Annotated in this window: 16 protein-coding genes; 5 read left to right on the top strand and 11 right to left on the bottom strand. The window is 68.8% G+C overall.

Annotated features, from left to right (window positions below):
- The first annotated feature begins 12 nt into the window (after positions 1-12).
- The 3 genes from recQ (at position 13) to AB0E69_RS37075 (ending at position 3,671) form a co-directional block, all read left to right on the top strand.
- Positions 13-1,848 (top strand): DNA helicase RecQ, encoded by a 1,836-nt coding sequence (gene recQ / locus AB0E69_RS37085; RefSeq protein WP_360157587.1) that lies wholly within the window; start codon positions 13-15, stop codon positions 1,846-1,848.
- 64 nt (positions 1,849-1,912) lie between these two features.
- A complete protein-coding gene (locus tag AB0E69_RS37080; RefSeq protein WP_360157584.1) occupies positions 1,913-2,965 on the top strand; it encodes a hypothetical protein in 1,053 nt (350 codons plus the stop codon).
- 127 nt (positions 2,966-3,092) lie between these two features.
- Positions 3,093-3,671: a dihydrofolate reductase family protein gene (locus AB0E69_RS37075; protein ID WP_360157581.1), complete on the top strand. Its 579-nt coding sequence runs from the start codon at positions 3,093-3,095 to the stop codon at positions 3,669-3,671.
- Here the strand turns inward: AB0E69_RS37075 and AB0E69_RS37070 are convergent.
- Both AB0E69_RS37070 and AB0E69_RS37065 read right to left on the bottom strand, forming a co-directional pair.
- Positions 3,664-4,806, bottom strand: coding sequence for a serine hydrolase (locus AB0E69_RS37070; protein ID WP_360157579.1), 1,143 nt, complete (start codon positions 4,804-4,806; stop codon positions 3,664-3,666). The genes AB0E69_RS37075 and AB0E69_RS37070 overlap by 8 nt on opposite strands.
- Before the next feature lie 42 nt (positions 4,807-4,848).
- Positions 4,849-5,721: a LysR substrate-binding domain-containing protein gene (locus AB0E69_RS37065; RefSeq protein ID WP_360157575.1), complete on the bottom strand. Its 873-nt coding sequence runs from the start codon at positions 5,719-5,721 to the stop codon at positions 4,849-4,851.
- A gap of 100 nt (positions 5,722-5,821) precedes the next feature.
- On the opposite strand from AB0E69_RS37065, the gene AB0E69_RS37060 reads away from it, so the two are divergent.
- The gene (locus AB0E69_RS37060; RefSeq protein ID WP_360157572.1) at positions 5,822-6,523 is read left to right on the top strand and encodes an SDR family oxidoreductase; all 702 of its coding nucleotides are present in this window, start codon (positions 5,822-5,824) and stop codon (positions 6,521-6,523) included.
- Position 6,524: 1 nt separating this feature from the next.
- Here AB0E69_RS37060 and AB0E69_RS37055 read toward each other — a convergent pair whose 3' ends face one another.
- From AB0E69_RS37055 to dnaE, 4 genes are all read right to left on the bottom strand, one after another.
- Complete coding sequence (locus tag AB0E69_RS37055; RefSeq protein ID WP_360157569.1) at positions 6,525-6,896, bottom strand: VOC family protein; 372 nt, start codon at positions 6,894-6,896, stop codon at positions 6,525-6,527.
- A 141-nt stretch (positions 6,897-7,037) separates the two neighbouring features.
- A complete protein-coding gene (locus tag AB0E69_RS37050; RefSeq protein ID WP_360157566.1) occupies positions 7,038-8,630 on the bottom strand; it encodes a DUF3352 domain-containing protein in 1,593 nt (530 codons plus the stop codon).
- Positions 8,631-8,681: 51 nt separating this feature from the next.
- Positions 8,682-9,302 (bottom strand): hypothetical protein, encoded by a 621-nt coding sequence (locus AB0E69_RS37045; protein ID WP_360157563.1) that lies wholly within the window; start codon positions 9,300-9,302, stop codon positions 8,682-8,684.
- Between the two features lie 46 nt (positions 9,303-9,348).
- Positions 9,349-12,897: a DNA polymerase III subunit alpha gene (gene dnaE / locus AB0E69_RS37040; RefSeq protein WP_360157560.1), complete on the bottom strand. Its 3,549-nt coding sequence runs from the start codon at positions 12,895-12,897 to the stop codon at positions 9,349-9,351.
- A gap of 131 nt (positions 12,898-13,028) precedes the next feature.
- Here dnaE and AB0E69_RS37035 point away from each other — a divergent pair, with 131 nt between their 5' ends.
- Entirely contained in the window at positions 13,029-14,612 is a 1,584-nt protein-coding gene (locus tag AB0E69_RS37035) for an HD domain-containing phosphohydrolase (protein ID WP_360157557.1), read from the top strand.
- Here AB0E69_RS37035 and AB0E69_RS37030 read toward each other — a convergent pair.
- Genes AB0E69_RS37030 through AB0E69_RS37010 form a run of 5 tightly spaced genes read right to left on the bottom strand, consistent with a single transcriptional unit; the run spans position 14,580 to position 18,156 of the window.
- Positions 14,580-15,266, bottom strand: a complete 687-nt coding sequence (locus AB0E69_RS37030) for a DUF998 domain-containing protein (protein ID WP_360157554.1) — start codon at positions 15,264-15,266, stop codon at positions 14,580-14,582. The genes AB0E69_RS37035 and AB0E69_RS37030 overlap by 33 nt on opposite strands.
- Before the next feature lie 31 nt (positions 15,267-15,297).
- The gene (locus tag AB0E69_RS37025) at positions 15,298-15,942 is read right to left on the bottom strand and encodes a DUF998 domain-containing protein (RefSeq protein ID WP_360157551.1); all 645 of its coding nucleotides are present in this window, start codon (positions 15,940-15,942) and stop codon (positions 15,298-15,300) included.
- Positions 15,939-16,844 (bottom strand): RluA family pseudouridine synthase, encoded by a 906-nt coding sequence (locus tag AB0E69_RS37020; protein ID WP_360157678.1) that lies wholly within the window; start codon positions 16,842-16,844, stop codon positions 15,939-15,941. Before AB0E69_RS37020 ends, AB0E69_RS37025 begins: the two co-directional genes overlap by 4 nt.
- A 14-nt stretch (positions 16,845-16,858) precedes the next feature.
- Positions 16,859-17,461: a signal peptidase II gene (gene lspA, locus AB0E69_RS37015; protein ID WP_360157548.1), complete on the bottom strand. Its 603-nt coding sequence runs from the start codon at positions 17,459-17,461 to the stop codon at positions 16,859-16,861.
- Complete coding sequence (locus AB0E69_RS37010) at positions 17,434-18,156, bottom strand: TraR/DksA C4-type zinc finger protein (protein WP_360157545.1); 723 nt, start codon at positions 18,154-18,156, stop codon at positions 17,434-17,436. The genes lspA and AB0E69_RS37010 overlap by 28 nt, the downstream gene beginning before the upstream one ends.
- Between the last annotated feature and the right edge of the window lie 150 nt (positions 18,157-18,306).

Genomic DNA, 18,306 nt, shown 5'->3' with positions numbered 1-18,306 from the left:
TAGACTCGCGGGGTGAGCGAGACGACGACTGACTCCGAGGCTGTCGAGGTCCTGCGGCGGGTGTTCGGGTACGACGCCTTCCGCGGGCAGCAGGCCGAGATCATCGACACCGTCGTGGGCGGTGGCGACGCGCTGGTGCTGATGCCGACCGGCGGCGGGAAGTCGTTGTGCTACCAGATCCCGGCGCTGGTCCGGTCCGGGACCGGGGTGGTGATCTCGCCGCTGATCGCGTTGATGCAGGACCAGGTCGACGCGCTGACCGCCCTCGGCGTCCGGGCCGGGTTCCTCAACTCCACCCAGGACTTCGAGCAGCGGCGTGCGGTCGAGCAGGCGTTCCTCGCCGGTGAGCTCGACCTGCTCTATCTCGCGCCGGAGCGGCTGCGGGTCGAGCAGACCGTGCGACTGCTCGACCAGGGCAAGATCGCGCTGTTCGCGATCGACGAGGCGCACTGTGTGTCCCAGTGGGGGCACGACTTCCGGCCCGACTACCTGATGCTGTCGGAGTTGCACGAGCGGTGGCCCGACGTACCGCGGATCGCGCTGACCGCGACGGCGACCGAGGCGACCCACCAGGAGATCGCGACCCGGCTGAAGCTGACCGACGCCAAGCACTTCGTCGCCAGCTTCGACCGGCCGAACATCCAGTACCGGATCGTCCCGAAGGACAGCCCGCAGCGACAGCTGCTCGATCTGCTGCGCACCGAGCACGCCGGCGACGCGGGCATCGTCTACTGCCTCTCGCGCAACAGCGTCGAGAAGACCGCCGCGTTCCTGACCCAGAACGGGATCGAGGCAGTCCCCTACCACGCCGGACTGGACAGCCGGACCCGCCAGATGAACCAGGCGCGGTTCCTGCGCGAGGACGGGCTCGTCGTGGTCGCGACGATCGCCTTCGGGATGGGGATCGACAAGCCGGACGTCCGGTTCGTGGCACACCTCGACCTGCCGAAGTCGGTCGAGGGCTACTACCAGGAGACCGGCCGCGCCGGGCGCGACGGGCTGCCGTCGACGGCGTGGCTGGCGTACGGGCTGCAGGACGTCGTACAGCAGCGCAAGATGATCGACACGTCCGAGGGCGACCTCGCGCACCGGCGCCGGCTCAGCGCACACCTCGACGCGATGCTGGCGTTGTGCGAGACCGTGGAGTGCCGGCGATCGCAACTGCTGGCGTACTTCGGCCAGCACGGCGAGACCTGCGGCAACTGCGACACCTGTCTGACGCCGCCGGAGTCGTGGGACGGGACGATCGCGGCGCAGAAGCTGCTGTCGACGGTCTACCGGTTGCAGCACGAGCGCGGGCAGAAGTTCGGCGCCGGCCAGCTGATCGACATCCTGCTCGGCAAAGAGACCGACAAGGTCAAGCAGTTCCGGCACCACGAGCTGACCGTATTCGGGATCGGGACCGAGCTGAAGGACGCGGAGTGGCGAGGCGTGGTCCGGCAGCTGCTGGCGCTGCGGCTGCTCGCGGTCGAGGGCGACTACGGCACGCTCGTGCTCACCGAGGAGAGCGGCGAGGTGCTCGGCCGGCGGCGCGAGGTGATGATGCGCCGCGAGCCGGAGCGCGTCCGGGCCAGGTCGAGCAGCCGGTCCTCCAGCGGGAAGAAGGCGGTCGCGGACCTGCCGGCCGAGGCGGCGCCGGTGTTCGAGCGGCTGCGCGCGTGGCGCGGTGCCGTGGCCAAGGAGACGGGCGTCCCGGCGTACGTCATCTTCCACGACGCGACGTTGCGGCAGATCGCCACAGACCTGCCGACCACACTCGCCGAGCTCGGCAAGATCAGCGGCGTCGGCGAGAACAAGCTGGCCAAGTACGGCGACGGCGTCCTGGAGGCTTTGGCCGAGACCGATTGACGTCCTGTGTCACCCGCAAGTGCGGTCCGCAGCGTTTCACGGGTAGCCAACCAGAGGAGCACCCATGCTGACGCTGTCCACCGCCGCCCTGCTGTCCGTCACCCTGCTCACGCCACCGACCCCGATCACCTGGCAGGAAACGCCGACCGGGATACCCCTCGGCGTCGTGTTCCGGTTGGACCAGTCGGGCGGTCAGCGCTGGGCAGTCGGTATCGACATCGAGCAGACCGGCCCGAGGGACACCACCTGGCACCCGTTGGCGTTGCGCTGGAACGGCACGAGCTGGGAGCGGACCGTTTCGGCGTTCCCTAACGGACGGCTCGACGACGTGCTGGTCCGCGGCGCAGACGACGTCTGGGCCGCGGGCTCTGCCGAAGGCCCCGGTGGATGGTCGGAGCCATACCTGGAGCACTGGGATGGCTCGGTATGGCACGAGGTACAGACTCCTGCAGGCCGGCTCTCCGGCCTGATCGCGCTCGACCAGGACGACGAAGGAAACCTGCTGGTCGCCGACAGCGACGCGAAGATCCATCGGTACGACGGTCGCACCTGGCAGGACCTGCCGCCGGCCGGCGACCTCTGGATCGAGGACCTCCAGCCGCTCGGCGGCAAGGAACTCCTCGCGGCCGGCGGCGGCGGGATAATGCGTTTCGACGGCTCGCGCTGGCAGCAGATCGAGTTGCCGGAAGGCACCGCGGACATCTCCCGGCTGCTGGTTCGCGGCCCTGGCGACATCTGGGCAGTCGGCCACAAGAACAGCGACCAGCTGTGGCGCGTACCGCTGGCGGTGCACTACGACGGCAGCCGCTGGAGCGAGGTGCCGACCCCGGTCGTCACCGGAGAGCTGCACAGCATCGAGGCTGTCGGCAACCGGCTGATCGCCGTCGGCGGAGTGCCGTTCGACAACAAGCCGCTCGTCATGGAGTTCGACGGCGACAAGTTCGTGGCGACGACCCCGCCGCCCGGTGCGACATACCTGCACGGCAGCAGCACTGCGAACGGCTGCTTGTGGGTGACCGGGACCGGGCCGGCGGGCGCGGAGCCCACGCCGTACGTCGGTGTCGCCGCGGGGCTGCCGGATGCCGGCACCGGATTCCCGCCGAAGAGCTGCGGCTGACGCTTCGGGCCGAGGGTTTGGGCCGAGGGTTTGGCCGACACCGAATGATGTCGATCCAGGCGGCTGTTCTTCGACGCTAGGGTGACGCGCGGACCGCCCGCGGGTTTCGGAGCGAAGGAGCAGGGTCATGTCGAAGTCGGTGCTGCTGATGTCCATGTCCGTCGACGGATACATCGCGGGGCCCAACGACGACCGGGGCAACCCGGGCGGCGACGGGTTCATGCGGTTGCACAAGTGGTACGAGAACTCGGCGGGCGAGTTCGGCAAACCCGACGGTGAAGCGGGCGTCATCTGGGACGAGCTCAACGCGACCGGCGCGATCGTCGTCGGCCGTCGGACCGCCGAGCAGGTCGACTACTACGGCGGCGACCACCACGGCGTACCGATCATCGTCCTCAGCAGCAAGCCGATCCCGCCGGAGGCCGCGAAGTACCCGACGGTCACGTTCATGTCGGACATCACCGCCGCGATGGCCGCCGCCAAGGAGGCGGCCGGCGACAAGGACGTCCTGGTGCATGGCGCATACACGGCGCAGAAGGCCCTCGAGGCCGGCGTCCTCGACGAGCTCCAGATCGACCAGGTCCCGGTCCTGTTCGGCGAAGGGCTCCGCCTCTTCGACGTCCTCTCCCAGCGGATCGAGCTGGAAATCGCCCGCGTCATCGACACCCCGGAGGCCACTCACCTCCGCTACCGGGTGGTCAGGTGAGCAACGGCCGCACGGCCTCGATCAGTTGACTCATCGCCGTGTCGACATGTTTGTTGCCGTCGGCAAGTAGTAGCGCGACGGCGAGGTGCTTGGCCGGGACGACGACGAGGATGCTGTCGTGGTCGGGCATCTCGCCGCGGTGGCCGTACGCCGTGGCGATACCGAACTGCTCGGAGTAGAGCATCGTGCCGAGGCCGTACTCGCCGTCGCCGGCGGTCATCTCCTTGACCAGCTCGGGCTGGACCGTGCGAGCGCCGTACAACTGGTAGCCCCAGCGGGCGACCGTCGGGGCGTCGGCGACCAGGCCGGCGTTGGCGGCGGAGAGGCTGGCGATCGCGCGGCACGGGAGGTAGCCGTCGGGTTTGCCGCAGACCGGGTTCGCGTCCGTCACGACCGGCGGTAGCGGCTTCTCGCCGTCCTGGAAGGCGGCGTGCTGTAGTCCGGCCGGAGTGGCGAGGTCGCGCCTCAGGACCGCGGCGAGCGGCTGGCCGGTGACCTTCTCGATCAGCAGGCCGAGCAGGACGTAGCTCGGGTTGCTGTAGTCATACGGGCTGGCCGGCGGGCCGACCGGCGCGGTGTCGTAGGACAGGGCCTGCTCCGGCGTCCAGTGCTTCCCCGGCGCCGCCTTGATCGCCTTGTCCAGCCGGGCATAGTCGTCCGGCAGGTAGTTCGGCACACCGGACGTCATCGACAGGTGCTGCCGGACGGTCGCGTTGTTGGCAGTCAGCTTGTTCTTCACGTACGTCGAGATCGGCGCATCGAGGCCGACCTTCTTCGCCGCGGCCAGCAGCAGCACTTCGGCCGCGACGAACGTCTTGGTGATACTCGCAACCGGCATGCCCGTGGTAGGCGTGAGCGCCGTACCGCCGGCATCCTTCCCAGCCGCACCGGACCAGCTCCACCGATCGGTGACAACGGCCGCGGTCGCCCCTCGCGCGCCCGACTCGATATCAGGCATCGAGACGATCTTCGCCAACACATCCTGCAGCGACCGGGCCTTTGCCGGATCAAGCGCCCCGGTCGCCGGCTCCGGAAAGGCCGCCGACTGCAGGGTAGGCGAGGAAATCGGCGCATCCTTCGCCCCCGCACACCCCGCCAGCGCCAGAACCAGCACCGCGACAACCGTCCTCTTCATCAACCGATGATGACACCACGGTGGCTCACAGCAACTGCCCTTTCAGACAGCCGTCCAGGCGACAGTGCCGGCCAGGTCGGCGAACTCCCGGATCAGCCGCGACCGGCGGGACGCGATCCAGGCCAAGGCGACCTTGTTCGGTGCGAGGTCGTTCACCGGCATGCAGGTGACGTCGGGACGGTGGTAGAACTCGGCGACGGACAACGGGATGATCGAGATCCCGTTGCCAGCGGCAACGTGTTCGAGCTTCTCCTCGACGCTGTGCAGGGCGGGCAGCGGCTTCGGACGGCCGGCGCGGAGCTCCAGCGCGATGTCCCGCCACTCCGGTACGGCGTCCGGGTCCTGGAGCAGGTGCTCGTCCGCGAGGTCGCTGATGTCGATCGCCGGCTTGCCCGCCAGCCGGTGATCGGCCGGGACCATCGCGACCCGCGGCTCCTCGAACAGCGGCCGGACCGTGAGGCCGGCCTGGTCGATCGGCAGCCGGACGATGCTGACGTCGACGCGACCGTCGTGCAGTACGTCGACCTGGTCGTCCCAGGTCGTCCGGATCACCTCGACCGCTACCTCAGGATGGGCGGCTGAGAGCATCCGGACGACCGGGGTGACGGTCAGCCCAGGCATGAAGCCGACGGTGAAGGTCTTCGCGCCACGTGCGGCCTGTGCCACTCGTCGGCGAGCAGCTTCGGCCGCGGCGAGCAAGGGACGGGCGTCGTCGAGCAGCTGGCGACCGGCCGGAGTCAGCTCGGTGGCGCGTTTGGTCCGGACGAAGAGCTGCGCCCGGAGCTCGTCCTCGAGCGCGCGGATCTGCCGGGACAGCACGGGCTGCGCGATGTGCAGGCGGTCGGCGGCGCGGCCGAAGTGCAGCTCCTCGGCGACGGCGACGAAGTACCTGAGCTTGCGGAGGTCGACGTCCATAATACCTTCAGGGTATTGCAGGCGGCCGAACAGGTCTTGGACCGGGAGCACCGGGCGGACGCATCGTGGATGGGAAACCCCACCACGAAAGGCAAGTTCCATGACAGCGCAGGATCAGCGCGTCGTCGTCCTCGGCGGTACGTCGGGGATCGGCCTCGCCACCGCGCGACGCGCGGCCGAGCACGGCGCGACCGTGATTGTTGCGTCCAGCAGCCCCGACTCGGTGAAGCGGGCGCTGGGCGAGCTGCCCGCGTCCGCGTCCAGCCAGGCGGTCGACCTGACCGACTCGGCCGCGGTCAACGCGTTCTTCGACGGGCTGGACCCGTTCGACCACCTCGTGTACACGGCCGGCGAGGCGCTCACGCTGGTCGACGCCCGCGCGATGGACCTGGACCGGGCGCGGAAGGCATTCGAGCTGCGGTACTTCGGTGTGCTCGGAACGGTCAGCGCGGCCGCCGGAAAGATCCGGGCCGGCGGGTCCATCACGCTCACCAGCGGTACGGCGGCCGACCGTCCCGGACCTGGTTGGTCGGTCGCGGCGAGCCTCTGCGGCGCGGTGGATGCCCTCACCCGCGCGCTCGCGCTCGAACTGGCCCCGATCCGGGTGAACGCGGTCAAGCCGGGCGTCGTCCGCACACCGCTCTGGCCCGATGGCTTCGACTACGAGGCCGCCGCGGAAGGTGTTCTGGTCGACCGGATCGGCGAGCCCGAGGACATCGCCGCCGCCTACCTGTTCCTGATGGAGCAGGCCTACGCGACCGGCTCCGTCGTCACGGTCGGCGGCGGCAACGTCCTCGTCTGAGTCAGGCCTGGGAGATGTAGAGCCGGTTGCCGTCGGGGTCGCGGAGGCTGAACATCGCCGGGACGCCCGGCCACTCGAGCAGCTCGCCGGTGTCCACCCCCGCGGCCAGGAAGTGCTGGTGGGCGGCGCCGGCGTCCGGACTGGCCATCCGGATGCCGGTGTCGACCCCGGCCGGGATCTCGTCCTTGGCCGGCACCAACGCGATGCCGACGGCGGCTCCGGCCGGCGCGACGACGATCCACCGGCCGCCGAACTGCGGCAACGGCGCGTCCATCACCAGCTCGAACCCGAGCGTCTCGGTGTAGAACTTGACCGCCTGGTCCTGATCGGTCACCGGTACGCCGACGGTCCGGATGTCGCTGATGTGGTTCATGATGCTTCTCCTTCGCGGTGAATGACTGCTCTCACCCAGGGGTAGAAGCTGATCCGCGCCTTTCGACATCACCGCGGCAGGAAACTTCCACGAACAAGCCCCGGTGGCGCGCAGGCGGCCGGGGCTTGTTCGCGGGACCGGCTACTTCGCGACGAGCCGCAGGCCGAACTCGGCCTCGCCTTCGCCGGTCGAGCGGGCGACGATGCCGGCGGACTTCAGCGCGGCCAGGTCCTTCTCGGAGCTGAACTGGCGGGACAGCGAGCCGAGCGACTCGAAGTCGACGAAGCCGATGATCACCGCACCCTTGGTGTCCGGCAGCGCCTGCTTGAAGCTGTCGGACCGGCCGAGGTTGCCGCCCTGCAGGACCTGCTCGGCGTACTCCTTGCTGGTCGCGACGACGAGCGTGTCGTCGTTCTTCGCGGTCTCGATCGGCACGTTGGCCGGAGTGCGCCGGTGCAGCAGCGCGGTCAGTTTCTCGACCACCGGGGCGGCCTTGGCCGGGTCGGTCTGTATCCGGGCCGCGACCTTCGGGCCGTGCGCGGCGTCCTTGTCGACGGAGACCGCGAGGTTCTTGCCCAGCAGGCTCTTCAGGTCGTCCGGCAGCGTCAGCCCGGCCTCCTCGGCGAACTGGTCGGTCAACGACTTCAGCGTGCCGCCGCTGCTCTTCCACAGGTTGTCGATCATCGTGTCGCCACCGGACACCGCGATCGCACCCGCAGTGCTGTCGGGCAGCTTGCTGATCACGTCGCCGGCGTCAGCCGTGGTGATCCGCACCTTCTGATCGCTGTGCACGAAGCCTTTCAGCTCCACGTGCGACGCGTCGAAGCGCAGTACGGCGGCCATGGTCGCTTCGCCGAGGCCGGAGAGCTTCCCGGAGTCGACCGTGCGCGACATCGACGCGACAGCCTTCAGGTCCGCCCACGCCGACAGGAAGCCCTGGTCGCCGGCCTTGTCCATGTCCCTGCTGAACTTCGCGTTCTTGGTCAGCGGGCTGTCCTTGCCCCCGGCGACCGCCGAGTCGACCGTGGCCTGGTCGTCGCCGAGCAGCACGTACCCGTTGCTGAACGCGCGACCCGGCTTGTGGTCCTCGTTGGCCATCAGCTTGTCGAGACCCTTGTTCGCCGCGTCCTGGTCCTTCACCTGGACCGCGACCACGACGGTCGGCTTGGTTTTGCCGTCGGTCGGCGGGAGCGCGGCGATGCCGGCGCGTTCACCGAGCCAGGGCTTGATGTCCTTGGCGTAGTCGACGTCGGCGAGGTCGCTGCCGCTAGACTTCTTGATCTGCTCGAACAGCTTCTGCCGCAGGTCGTCCTTGTCGCCGGTCAGGCCGAGCTTGTCCTTCACGGACGGGAACTTCATCAGGAACCGGATCGCGGCGACCTTCTGGCCGGCCGACGGGTTCAGGTCGAGGCGCGCGTAGGCGACCGCCGTACCGGGCAGCACGTCGGAGGGCTGCTTGCCGCCGGCGAGCTTGCCGTAGGCAAAGATCCCGCCGCCCGCGACCACCAGCACCATGGCCAGCGCGGCCACGATCGGGATCAGCTTCCCGCGCTTCTTCGGTGGCGGCGGACCTTGTGGCGGCTGACCGCCGAAGTGCATTTGTTCGTAGGGGCCTGGCGGTGGGTAACCGTGCTGATACCCGTGTTGGTACTGCGGCTGCCCCTGCTGTGGCCAGAGGTTCTGCTGGGGCCCGCCGGGGTGGTTCGGAGTGGGCGGGTGGTTCTGGTCGGACATACGCTCCCTCGATGGCTCCGGTGGCCTCACCCACCGGACTGGCCAACGCTACTACTGCACCGGGGGCGTACCGTCTGACGCGGCAGACTGCGATGTGGTTGCAACCGGCTCGGCACGCCAACTGGTGGCCGCGATGATCGCGCACGCCAGCGCCGCGCCGACCAGCCAGGCGACCGTGGGTGTCCAGGTATGCAGCTCGAGTGGCGCCGCGACGAGGTCGCCCGGCTTGGCCGCCTGCAACCGCGGCTGCAGCGGATCGTGCCCGAGCAGCATCCCGACGCCCCAGGACACGCCGGAGCCCAGACAGGCGCCGAGGGCAACGATTGCGACCGACCACGGCCCGTAGTTGCGCAGCCACCAGAACAGCGCGCCACCAAGCACGAGCGCCGCGACGAACCCGATCGCGGTGTATGTCCCGTCCGGCCCGAAGATCTGCGTCATCTGCTCCTCGCCGAGCGCGCCGCCCTGCTCGTCGACGGTGTACCTCGCGAGCGGCGAGAACTGCTGCCACGCCCACCCGGCGACCACGCCGGCCACCAGGAACACGACGACGGTCACCAGCACGGCCTTGGCCCACGGCAGCTTCGGCTCCGTGACGACCGGAGCGCCGAACGGCACCCCGGCAGGCGGAGGCGCATACGGCGAGTGTTGTGCTGGCTGCGGTTGGCTCACCTCGACAGTGTGCCGCACTGCCGAAGACGTTTCGTCCACAGGCCCCTCAACTCGCCAGGCAGGAGGGGCCGAGCAAGGCTTTGAGGTCGGCCATCAGCGCCGAGGTCGGCGTCACCCGGAAGCGGTCGCCGATCCGCATCACCGTGGTCTTCCGGCTCGCCTGCAGGCGGAGCTGGACCTCGGTCATGCCCGGGTGGGACTTCAGAATGTCGCGGAGCTGGTCGACCACCGGCGGCGTACAGCGGTTGACCGCCATCGTGATCACCACCGGACCGCTCGGGCCCTCGGTCAGGTCCGGGACGACGACCTCGTCGCCGCTCAGCTCGACCCGGTCCTCGCGGCGCCGGATCCGGCCCTTCATCAAGATGATCGCGTCGTTGCTGAGCAGGTGCGCGTGCAGCTGGTACGCCGAGGAGAACATCATCACCTCGATCGAACCTTCGAGGTCCTCGATGGTGACGATCGCGTAGATGTCGCCGCGCTTGTTCACCTTCCGCTGGACCGCGGTGACGAGGCCGCCGATGGTCACCCGGCTGCCGTCCGGCCGGTCCTCGTCGGCGAGCAGCTGGCCGATCGTGCAGTCCGAGCCGTTGGTGAGCACGTGCTCGACGCCGAACAGCGGGTGGTCGGACACGTACAGCCCCAGCATGTCGCGCTCGTGCGCGAGCTTGGTCGCCTTGTCCCACTCCTCGATCTCCGGCACGGTCACGGTGAGCCGGCTGTTGCCCTCGCCCTCCTCGACCTCGTCGTCACCCATCGAGAACAGGTCGAACTGGCCGTGCGCCTCGTTCCGCTTCAGGTCGATGGCCTCGTCGACGGCCTGCTCGTGCACGGCCACGACCGCGCGCCGGGCGTGGTTCATCGAGTCGAACGAACCGGCCTTGGCCAGCGACTCGATCACACGCTTGTTGCAGACCGGCAGCGGCACCTTGTCGATGAAGTCGACGAAGTCGCCGAACCGGCCCTTCTCCTCGCGGGCCGCGACGATCTCGGCCACCACGTTGACGCCGACGTTGCGGATCGCGGACAGGCCGAAGCGGATGTCGGTGCCGACCGGGGTGAAGTTCGAGTCGGACTCGTTGACGTCCGGCGGCAGCACCTTGATCCCCATCCGGCGGCACTCGTTCAGGTAGATGGCCATCTTGTCCTTGTCGTCCTTCACCGACGTCAGGACGGCGGCCATGTACTCCGCCGGGTAGTTGGCCTTCATGTACGCGGTCCAGTACGAGACCAGGCCGTACGCCGCGGAGTGCGCCTTGTTGAACGCGTAGTCGGAGAACGGCAGCAGGACGTCCCAGAGCGCCTTGATCGACTGCTCGGAGAAGCCGTTCGACTTCATCCCCTCGGAGAACCCGACGTACTCCGCGTCCAGGACCTCGCGCTTCTTCTTGCCCATCGCCCGGCGGAGCAGGTCCGCCTTGCCCAGCGAGTAGCCGGCCAGGCGCTGGGCGATCTCCATCACCTGCTCCTGGTAGACGATCAGGCCGTAGGTGACGCCGAGCACCGGCTCCAGCGCGACGGCGAGCTCGTCGTGCGGGTAGCTGATCTCCTGCTGCCCGTTCTTGCGCAGCGCGTAGTTGGTGTGGCTGTTCGCACCCATCGGGCCCGGCCGGTACAGCGCGGTACTCGCGGAGATGTCCTCGAAGTTGTCCGGCTTCATCAGCCGCAGCAGCGCCCGCATCGGCCCGCCGTCGAACTGGAACACGCCGAGCGTGTCACCGCGGGCGAGCAGGTCGTACGTCGGTTTGTCGTCGAGGTCCTTGCTGAGCTTGTCCAGGTCGACGGTGATGCCGTGCGCGGCCTCGATGTTCTTGACCGCGTCGTCCATGATCGTCAGGTTGCGCAGGCCCAGGAAGTCCATCTTGACCAGGCCGAGCGTCTCGCAGCTCGGGTAGTCGAACTGGGTGATGATCTGGCCGTCCTGCTCGCGGCGCATGATCGGGATCAGCTCGATCAGCGGCTCGCTGGACATGATCACGCCGGCCGCGTGCACGCCCCACTGGCGCTTCAGGTTCTCCAGGCCGCGGGCGGTGTCGACGATCTTGCGGACGTCCTGGTCGGCCTCGTACAGCTGGCGGAACTCGCCGGCCTCGGAGTACCGCTTGTGCTGCGGGTCGAAGATGCCGGACAGCGGCACGTCCTTGCCCATCACCGCGGGCGGCATCGCCTTGGTGATCCGGTCGCCCATCGCGAACGGGTAGTCCAGCACCCGGCCGGCGTCCTTGATCGCCTGCTTGGCCTTGATCGTGCCGTAGGTGACGATCATCGCGACCCGGTCGTCGCCGTACTTCTCGGTGACGTAGCGGATCACCTCGGGGCGGCGGCGGTCGTCGAAGTCGATGTCGAAGTCCGGCATCGACATCCGCTCCGGGTTCAGGAAGCGCTCGAAGAACAGACCGTGCAGCAGCGGGTCCAGGTCGGTGATCTTCATCGCGTACGCACACATCGAACCGGCGCCGGAACCACGGCCCGGGCCGACCCGGATGCCGTTCTTCTTGGCCCAGTTGATGAAGTCGGCGACGACCAGGAAGTACCCGGCGTACCCCTTCGAGACGATGACCTCGATCTCGTAGTCGGTGCGCTTGCGGACGTCGTCCGGGATGCCGTCCGGGTACCGGAAGTGCAGGCCGGTCTCGACCTCCGCGACGAACCAGGACTCCTCGTTGTGGCCCTCCGGGCAGGGGAAGCGCGGCATGAACCGGCCCTCGCCCTCGGTGAACCCGACCTCGCACTGCTCCGCGATCAGCAGCGTGTTGTCACACGCCTCCGGGAGATCCTTCCAGACCTCGCGCATCTCGGCCGCGGTCTTCACGTAGAACTCGTTCGCGTCGAACTTGAACCGGTTCGGGTCCGACAGCGTCGAGCCGGACTGGACGCAGAGCAGCGCCGCGTGCGAGGTGGCGTCCTCGGGCTTGGTGTAGTGCAGGTCGTTGGTCGCGACCAGCGGCAGGCCGAGGTCGCGGGCGAGTTTGAGCAGGTCCTTCTGGATGTCCCGCTCGATGCCGAGCCCGTGGTCCATCAGCTCGCAGTAGAAGTTCTCCTTGCCGAAGATGTCGCGGAACTCCGCGGCGGCCGCGACGGCCTCCTTGTACTGCCCGAGGCGGAGCCGGGTCTGCACCTCGCCGGACGGGCAGCCGGTGGTCGCGATCAGGCCCTGGCCGTAGGTGTTCAGCAGCTCGCGGTCCATCCGGGGCTTGAAGTAGTAGCCTTCGAGGCTGGCCAGCGAGCTCATCTTGAACAGGTTGTGCATGCCGCTGGTGTTCTTCGCCAGCAGCGTCATGTGGGTGTAGGCACCCGAGCCGGAGACGTCGTCGCGCCCCGAGTTCGCGTCCCCCCACTTGACCCGCTTCCGCTCGCTGCGGTGGGTGTGCGGCGTCAGGTACGCCTCGACGCCGATGATCGGCTTGACGTCGTACTTCTTCGCGGTCTTCCAGAACTCGTACGCCCCGAACACGTAGCCGTGGTCGGTGGTGGCGATGGCCGGCTGGCCCATCTCCTGGGCGGTTTTGAACAACTCGTCGATCCGCGCGGCGCCGTCCAGCATCGAGTACTCGGTGTGCACATGAAGATGCACGAAACTGTCGCTGGACCCCATATCGGCGCGAACCTCCCAGGGCGTGAGTGAGGTGGACTGGAACAGCCTAATCGGCCCCGTCGACACTTTCTGACCCGCCGCCCCGACCCACACCCTGGCCGCCCGATATCCGGTCGGTGCACACTCGGGTTATGCCGGGGAGCGTCCGGATCGCCGAGCTGGTGGCGACCCTCTCGTACGCCGCTGACCTTGGACTGGGCCAGCCGATGGAGCACTGCCTCCGGCAGACGGTGATCGCACTCCGGCTGGCCGAGCTGACCGGAGCGGATCCCGCCGACCGGGCGGCGACGTACTACTTGGGCCTGCTGATGAATGCCTACTGCCACGCGGACGCCGCGGAGCAGTCGCAGTGGTTCGGTGACGACATCTCGTTCAAGGCGGACAGCTACGAGATGCTCGGGATGAGCACGGTCCAGACGGCCGCGTTCCTGCTGCGCCGCCTCGCCTCCCACGGCTCAGCCCTCCAGCGGGTACGTCGGGTGGCCGCGTTCCCGCTCTCGGGTCAGCGAACCGTTGAGTCGTGGCTGACGACTCATTCCACGCTCGGCGCCCGGTTCGCCGAGACTGTCGGGCTCGGCGACACCACAGTGACCGCGCTGCGCCAGGCGTACGAGCAGTGGGACGGGAAGGGTGCGCCGGCGCACCTGTCGGGCGCGGGCATCGGTCTGCCGTCGCGGCTGGTGCAGTTCGCCGGTCCGATTGAGGTGATCGGCAGGCGGCACGGCGTGGATCAGGCTGTGCGCATCGCGCGCCGGCACGCGGGCACTCTCTACGACCCCGAGCTCGCTGCCTTGTTCGTCGACCATGCGAGCACCGTGCTCGACGATCTTGACACCGCGGCCGGGTGGAACGACGTACTGGCGGCCGAGCCCGGTCCGGTGCGGAGTGTGGCTGGTGACGAGCTCGACGAGGTACTGGGTGCGATGGCCGACCTGGTCGACCTGAAGTCGCCGTACCTGGCCGGGCATTCGCGCGGGGTCGCCCAGCTGGCTGCCCACGCGGCGATGGTGTCGGGCCTCGCGGCAGCGGACCAGAGGGACCTGCTGCGGGCCGGACTGCTGCATGATCTCGGCCGGCTCGGGGTGGCGAACTCGATCTGGGACAAACCGGGGACACTCGGGGAGGTGGAGCGTGAGCGGACGCGACTGCACCCGTACCTCACCGACAAGATGCTCCAGAGCGTCGAGGCGCTGGCGCGGAGTCGGGAGATTGCTGCGAAGCATCATGAGCGGCTGGACGGCTCGGGCTATCCGCGTGGACTGACCGCGGCCGCTCTGACTCCGCTCGACCGATTGCTGGCCGCAGCCGACGTCTTCCACGCCATGCTCGAGCCGCGTCCCCATCGACCCGCGCTGGCACCGGCCGAGGCATCAGCCCAGCTGCAGGCTGACGTATCGGCCGGACGGCTCGACGGCGACGCGGTCAACGCGGTACTGCGGGCTGCGGGTCACAGAGCTCCGGTACGACGGGAACACGTGGCTGGACTGACGGCCCGGGAGATCGACGTACTCGCGCTGCTGGCTCGCGGACAGGCGAACAAACAGATCGCCCGGGAGCTCGGCGTGACACCGAAGACCGTGTCGAACCATGTCGAGCATCTGTACGCGAAGCTCGGCGTCCGGAGTCGAGCGGCCGCCACGCTCTTCGCGACGCGACACGGCCTGGTCGGCGGATTCGAGCCGTCAGTGCCCCGCGACCAGCGCCGCGGTTCGTAGCGGACCACTCTGCAACCGCAGCACTCGCCAGGCGAGGAGTGCGATGCCGAGCGTGACAAGTACGGCAGCACCGCGCTGCGTCCAGCCCTGGACCGCCGTACCGGTCGTCAGTCCGTTGACGGCGAGCAGGGCGAGCGTGATGAAGCCCGCGATCCGCGTCGGGCCGGCCAGATCCTGCCAACCGTCGATCAGGCGCATCCGGCGAGACAGCAGGAACGGCGCGAGAACGGTCGCCAAGGCCGCGATCACGAACGAGACGACGTGAATCTTGGCGTGCCATGATCCGAAAGCGGCTGCCGGCGTACAGCCTGCATCGGCGGCACGGCAGTCGAGCCGGAAGAACGCGTCGCTGAGACCGTCCCAGGCGGGCAGGGACAGGGCCACCAGCCAGGCGCCGACTGACTCGCGACCGTCCGCGGTCCGCAGAACGGGCCGCAGTACCAGGAGCGCGAAAGCGATGGTGATGGCGCCCGAGATCCCGAGGCTCAGCCGTGACCAGGTCGCGTGCTGCGCGGTGAGCGCTGCGAGATCACTGATGTCGTGCCGCCCGGCGTCGTACCCGCGTCCTTCGACCGCTCCGAGCACTGCCCACCCGGCAATGAAAATCCCTTGGGCCGCGATGGTGGCCGCGGCAAGCCTGGTCTGTGTCTTCATACCCGCAGCGTCGCGCCGAAGCACCACGACGTCATGAGGCATTCACCTCATGGACGGCGAGGGGTATGACGCAGAGGGAGATCAGGAAGAGGGCGAGGCGTTGGGTCCAGCCTTGGATCGGGGTGCCGGCGGTGAATGCGGTGGTGGCCAGGGCGGCGATGATGACGAAACCGGCGGTGCGGGTCGGGCCGGCCAGGTTGCGCCAGGCGTCGACCCTGCGCATTCGGCGGGCAAGCAGGAACGGCGCGATGACCGTCGCCGCACCTGCGATCAGGTACGACGCGAGGTGCACCTTGGCGTGCCAGGACTCGAAGGAGGCTGAGGAGACACAGCCTACGTCCGCGGCGCGGCAGTCGAGTCGGAAGAATGCGTCGCTGAGGTTGTCCCAGCCGGCAAGGGACAGGGCAACCAGCCAGGCGCCGATGGACTCGTGGCCATCGGCAGTGCGCAGCGCCGGCCGCAGCACCAGGAGTGCGAAGGCGATCGTGACCGCGCCCGCGATACCCAGGCTGAGGCGGGCCAGAATCGCATGGTGGGCGGTGACTGCCGCCAGATCGCTGATGTCGTGCCGGCGTGCGTCGTACCCGTGTCCCTCGATGGCGCCGCCGACCACAGTTCCGACGATGAAGACTCCCTGCGCGGCGACGGTGACGATCGCCGCCGAGCGGAGCTTCACGGGTCGACGAGTAGGTCCAGGGCGTGGTCGAGGTCCTCGGGGTACTCCGAGGTGAACTCGACGTACTCGCCGGTGCCGGGGTGGTTGAAGCCCAGCCGCATCGCGTGCAGCCACTGGCGGGTGAGGCCGAGGCGCTCGGCGAGGATCGGGTCGGCGCCGTACGTCAGGTCGCCCGCGCAGGGGTGGCCGATCGCCGACATGTGGACGCGGATCTGGTGCGTGCGGCCGGTCTCGAGGGTGATCTCGAGCAGGGTCGCGTAGCGGAACGCCTCGAGGGTCTCGTAGTGGGTCACGCTCGGCTTGCCGCCCGCGACGACGCCGAACTTGTAGTCGTGGTGCGGGTGCCGGTCGATCGGGGCGTCGACGGTCCCGGTGAACGGGTCGGGGTGGCCCTGGACCAGCGCGTGGTAGATCTTCTTGACCGTGCGTTCCTTGAAGGCGCGCTTGAGGACGGTGTACGCGTACTCCGTCTTGGCGACCACCATCAGGCCGGACGTGCCGACGTCGAGGCGGTGCACGATGCCCTTGCGCTCCGCGGCGCCGCTGGTCGAGATGGTGAAGCCGGCACCGGCCAGATGGCCGATGACGGTCGGCCCGGTCCAGCCGGGTGAGGGGTGCGCGGCGACGCCGACGGGCTTGTCGACCACGATGATCTCGTCGTCGTCGTACACGATCCGCAGGTTGTCCACGGTCTCCGGTACGACGGTGACCTCGCCGGGCGGAGGTGGCAGCTCGACGTCGAGCATCACGCCGGCGGCGACGCGGGCGGACTTGAGGGCGGTGCTGCCGTCGACCTGGACCAGGCCCGACTCGATCAGCTCGGCGGCCTTCGTCCGGGAGAGACCAAAGAGCCGGGACAGTGCCGCGTCGAGCCGCTCGCCCGCGAGGCCGTCCGGCACCATCACGGTCCGGGAGCTCACTTCCGCTGCTCCCGGGTGCCGTCGAGGTGGATGCCCCGCAGCGTCTGGATCACCAGGAGCGCGGCGGCCGACGTCACGGCCATGTCCGCGACGTTGAAGATCGCCCAGTGCGGCGTCTGCAGGAAGTCGACCACGTGCCCGTGGAAGGCCGACGGCTCACGGAAGATCCGGTCGATGATGTTCCCCAGCGCCCCGCCGAACAGCAGCCCGAACGCGACGGCCCACCCCGCCGACCCCAGCCGCCGGGACAGGTACACGACCCCGACCGCCACCACGATCTGCACCACGCTGATATACGGTGTGTAACCGGCGCCGAGGCTGAACGCCGCGCCCGAGTTCCGGATCAGGTTGAACTTGAGCAGCGTCCCGATCACGTTCACCGGCTCGCCCGGCGTCAGCTGAGCCAGCGCCAGCGCTTTGGTGAGCTGGTCGAGCAGCAGGATCAGGATCCCGACCCCACCGAACAAGCCGATCCACTTCCAGGACCTGCCCGGCGAGGACGGCGGAGAACTGGCCGACGGGGTGTCGGCCGGTTCTGGTGAGTCCGGAGCCCCTGCTGGAGTGGGGTCGTTCAGCGGCGTTCCTGGCGTTCTTTGCATGAGACGCACAGTGTCGCACGCGGGAACGCCTGCAGCCGACCCTTGCCGATCGGGTTGCCGCAGTTCTCGCAGATGCCGTAGGTGCCGTCGTCGATCCGGGTCAGCGCGAACTCGATCTGGTTCAGCATGTCCCGGGCGTTGTTGGCCAGCGTGAGCTCGTGGTACCGCTCCAGCGTGGTCGACCCGACGTCCGCCTGGTCGTTGCCGGCGCCGTCGCTGCCGTCCCGGAACAGGCCCGCGATCTCCTGCTCGGCGTCGCGGATCTCCTCCTTGAGGTGGTCGACCTCACCCTCGAGCTCCGTGCGCAGTTCGGCCAGCTCGGCAGCGGTCCACGGGTCCTCGCCCGGCTTCACCTTGAAGGTCTCGGCCGTGTGTGCTGCGGACTTCGCCGGCGCCGTTGCCGGGGTCCTGTTCTCGTTCGTCTTCATGGCCACCCTCTTCGTCGGAGCTTGCTTGGCAGGGGTCTTCCTGGCCGGAGCCTTCGTGGCCGCGGGCTTCTTCGCCGCGGTGGTCTTCTTCGCCGGCGCCTTGCGGGCCGGGGCCTTGCCGGCTGTGGCCTGGTGAGCCGTAGCCTTGTGCGCCGTCGTCTTGCGAGCCGTGGCCTTCTTGGCGGGCTCGTTCGTCGCTGGGGCGGCACTCTTCTTGGCCGCGGCGGAGCGTTGGGGGGCGGACTTCTTGGGAGCCGATGTAGCCATGGTCAGCTACCCCCTGCCTTCGTCGGAGACTGAAGCGGACTGGTCGCAAGACAGTAGGCCACGTGGTACCCACGTGCCACTCGACGCGCAGACCGTGGACATACGGTAGTCGGTTCTTCAAGTCCGCTCGATGTTCCGCGCGTCGCAGCC

It is taken from the genome of Kribbella sp. NPDC026611, from assembly GCF_040638345.1.
Classification (GTDB): domain Bacteria; phylum Actinomycetota; class Actinomycetes; order Propionibacteriales; family Kribbellaceae; genus Kribbella.
Note: the sequence above shows the minus strand (reverse complement) of the source record. Positions and strands in the feature narration are given on the sequence as shown.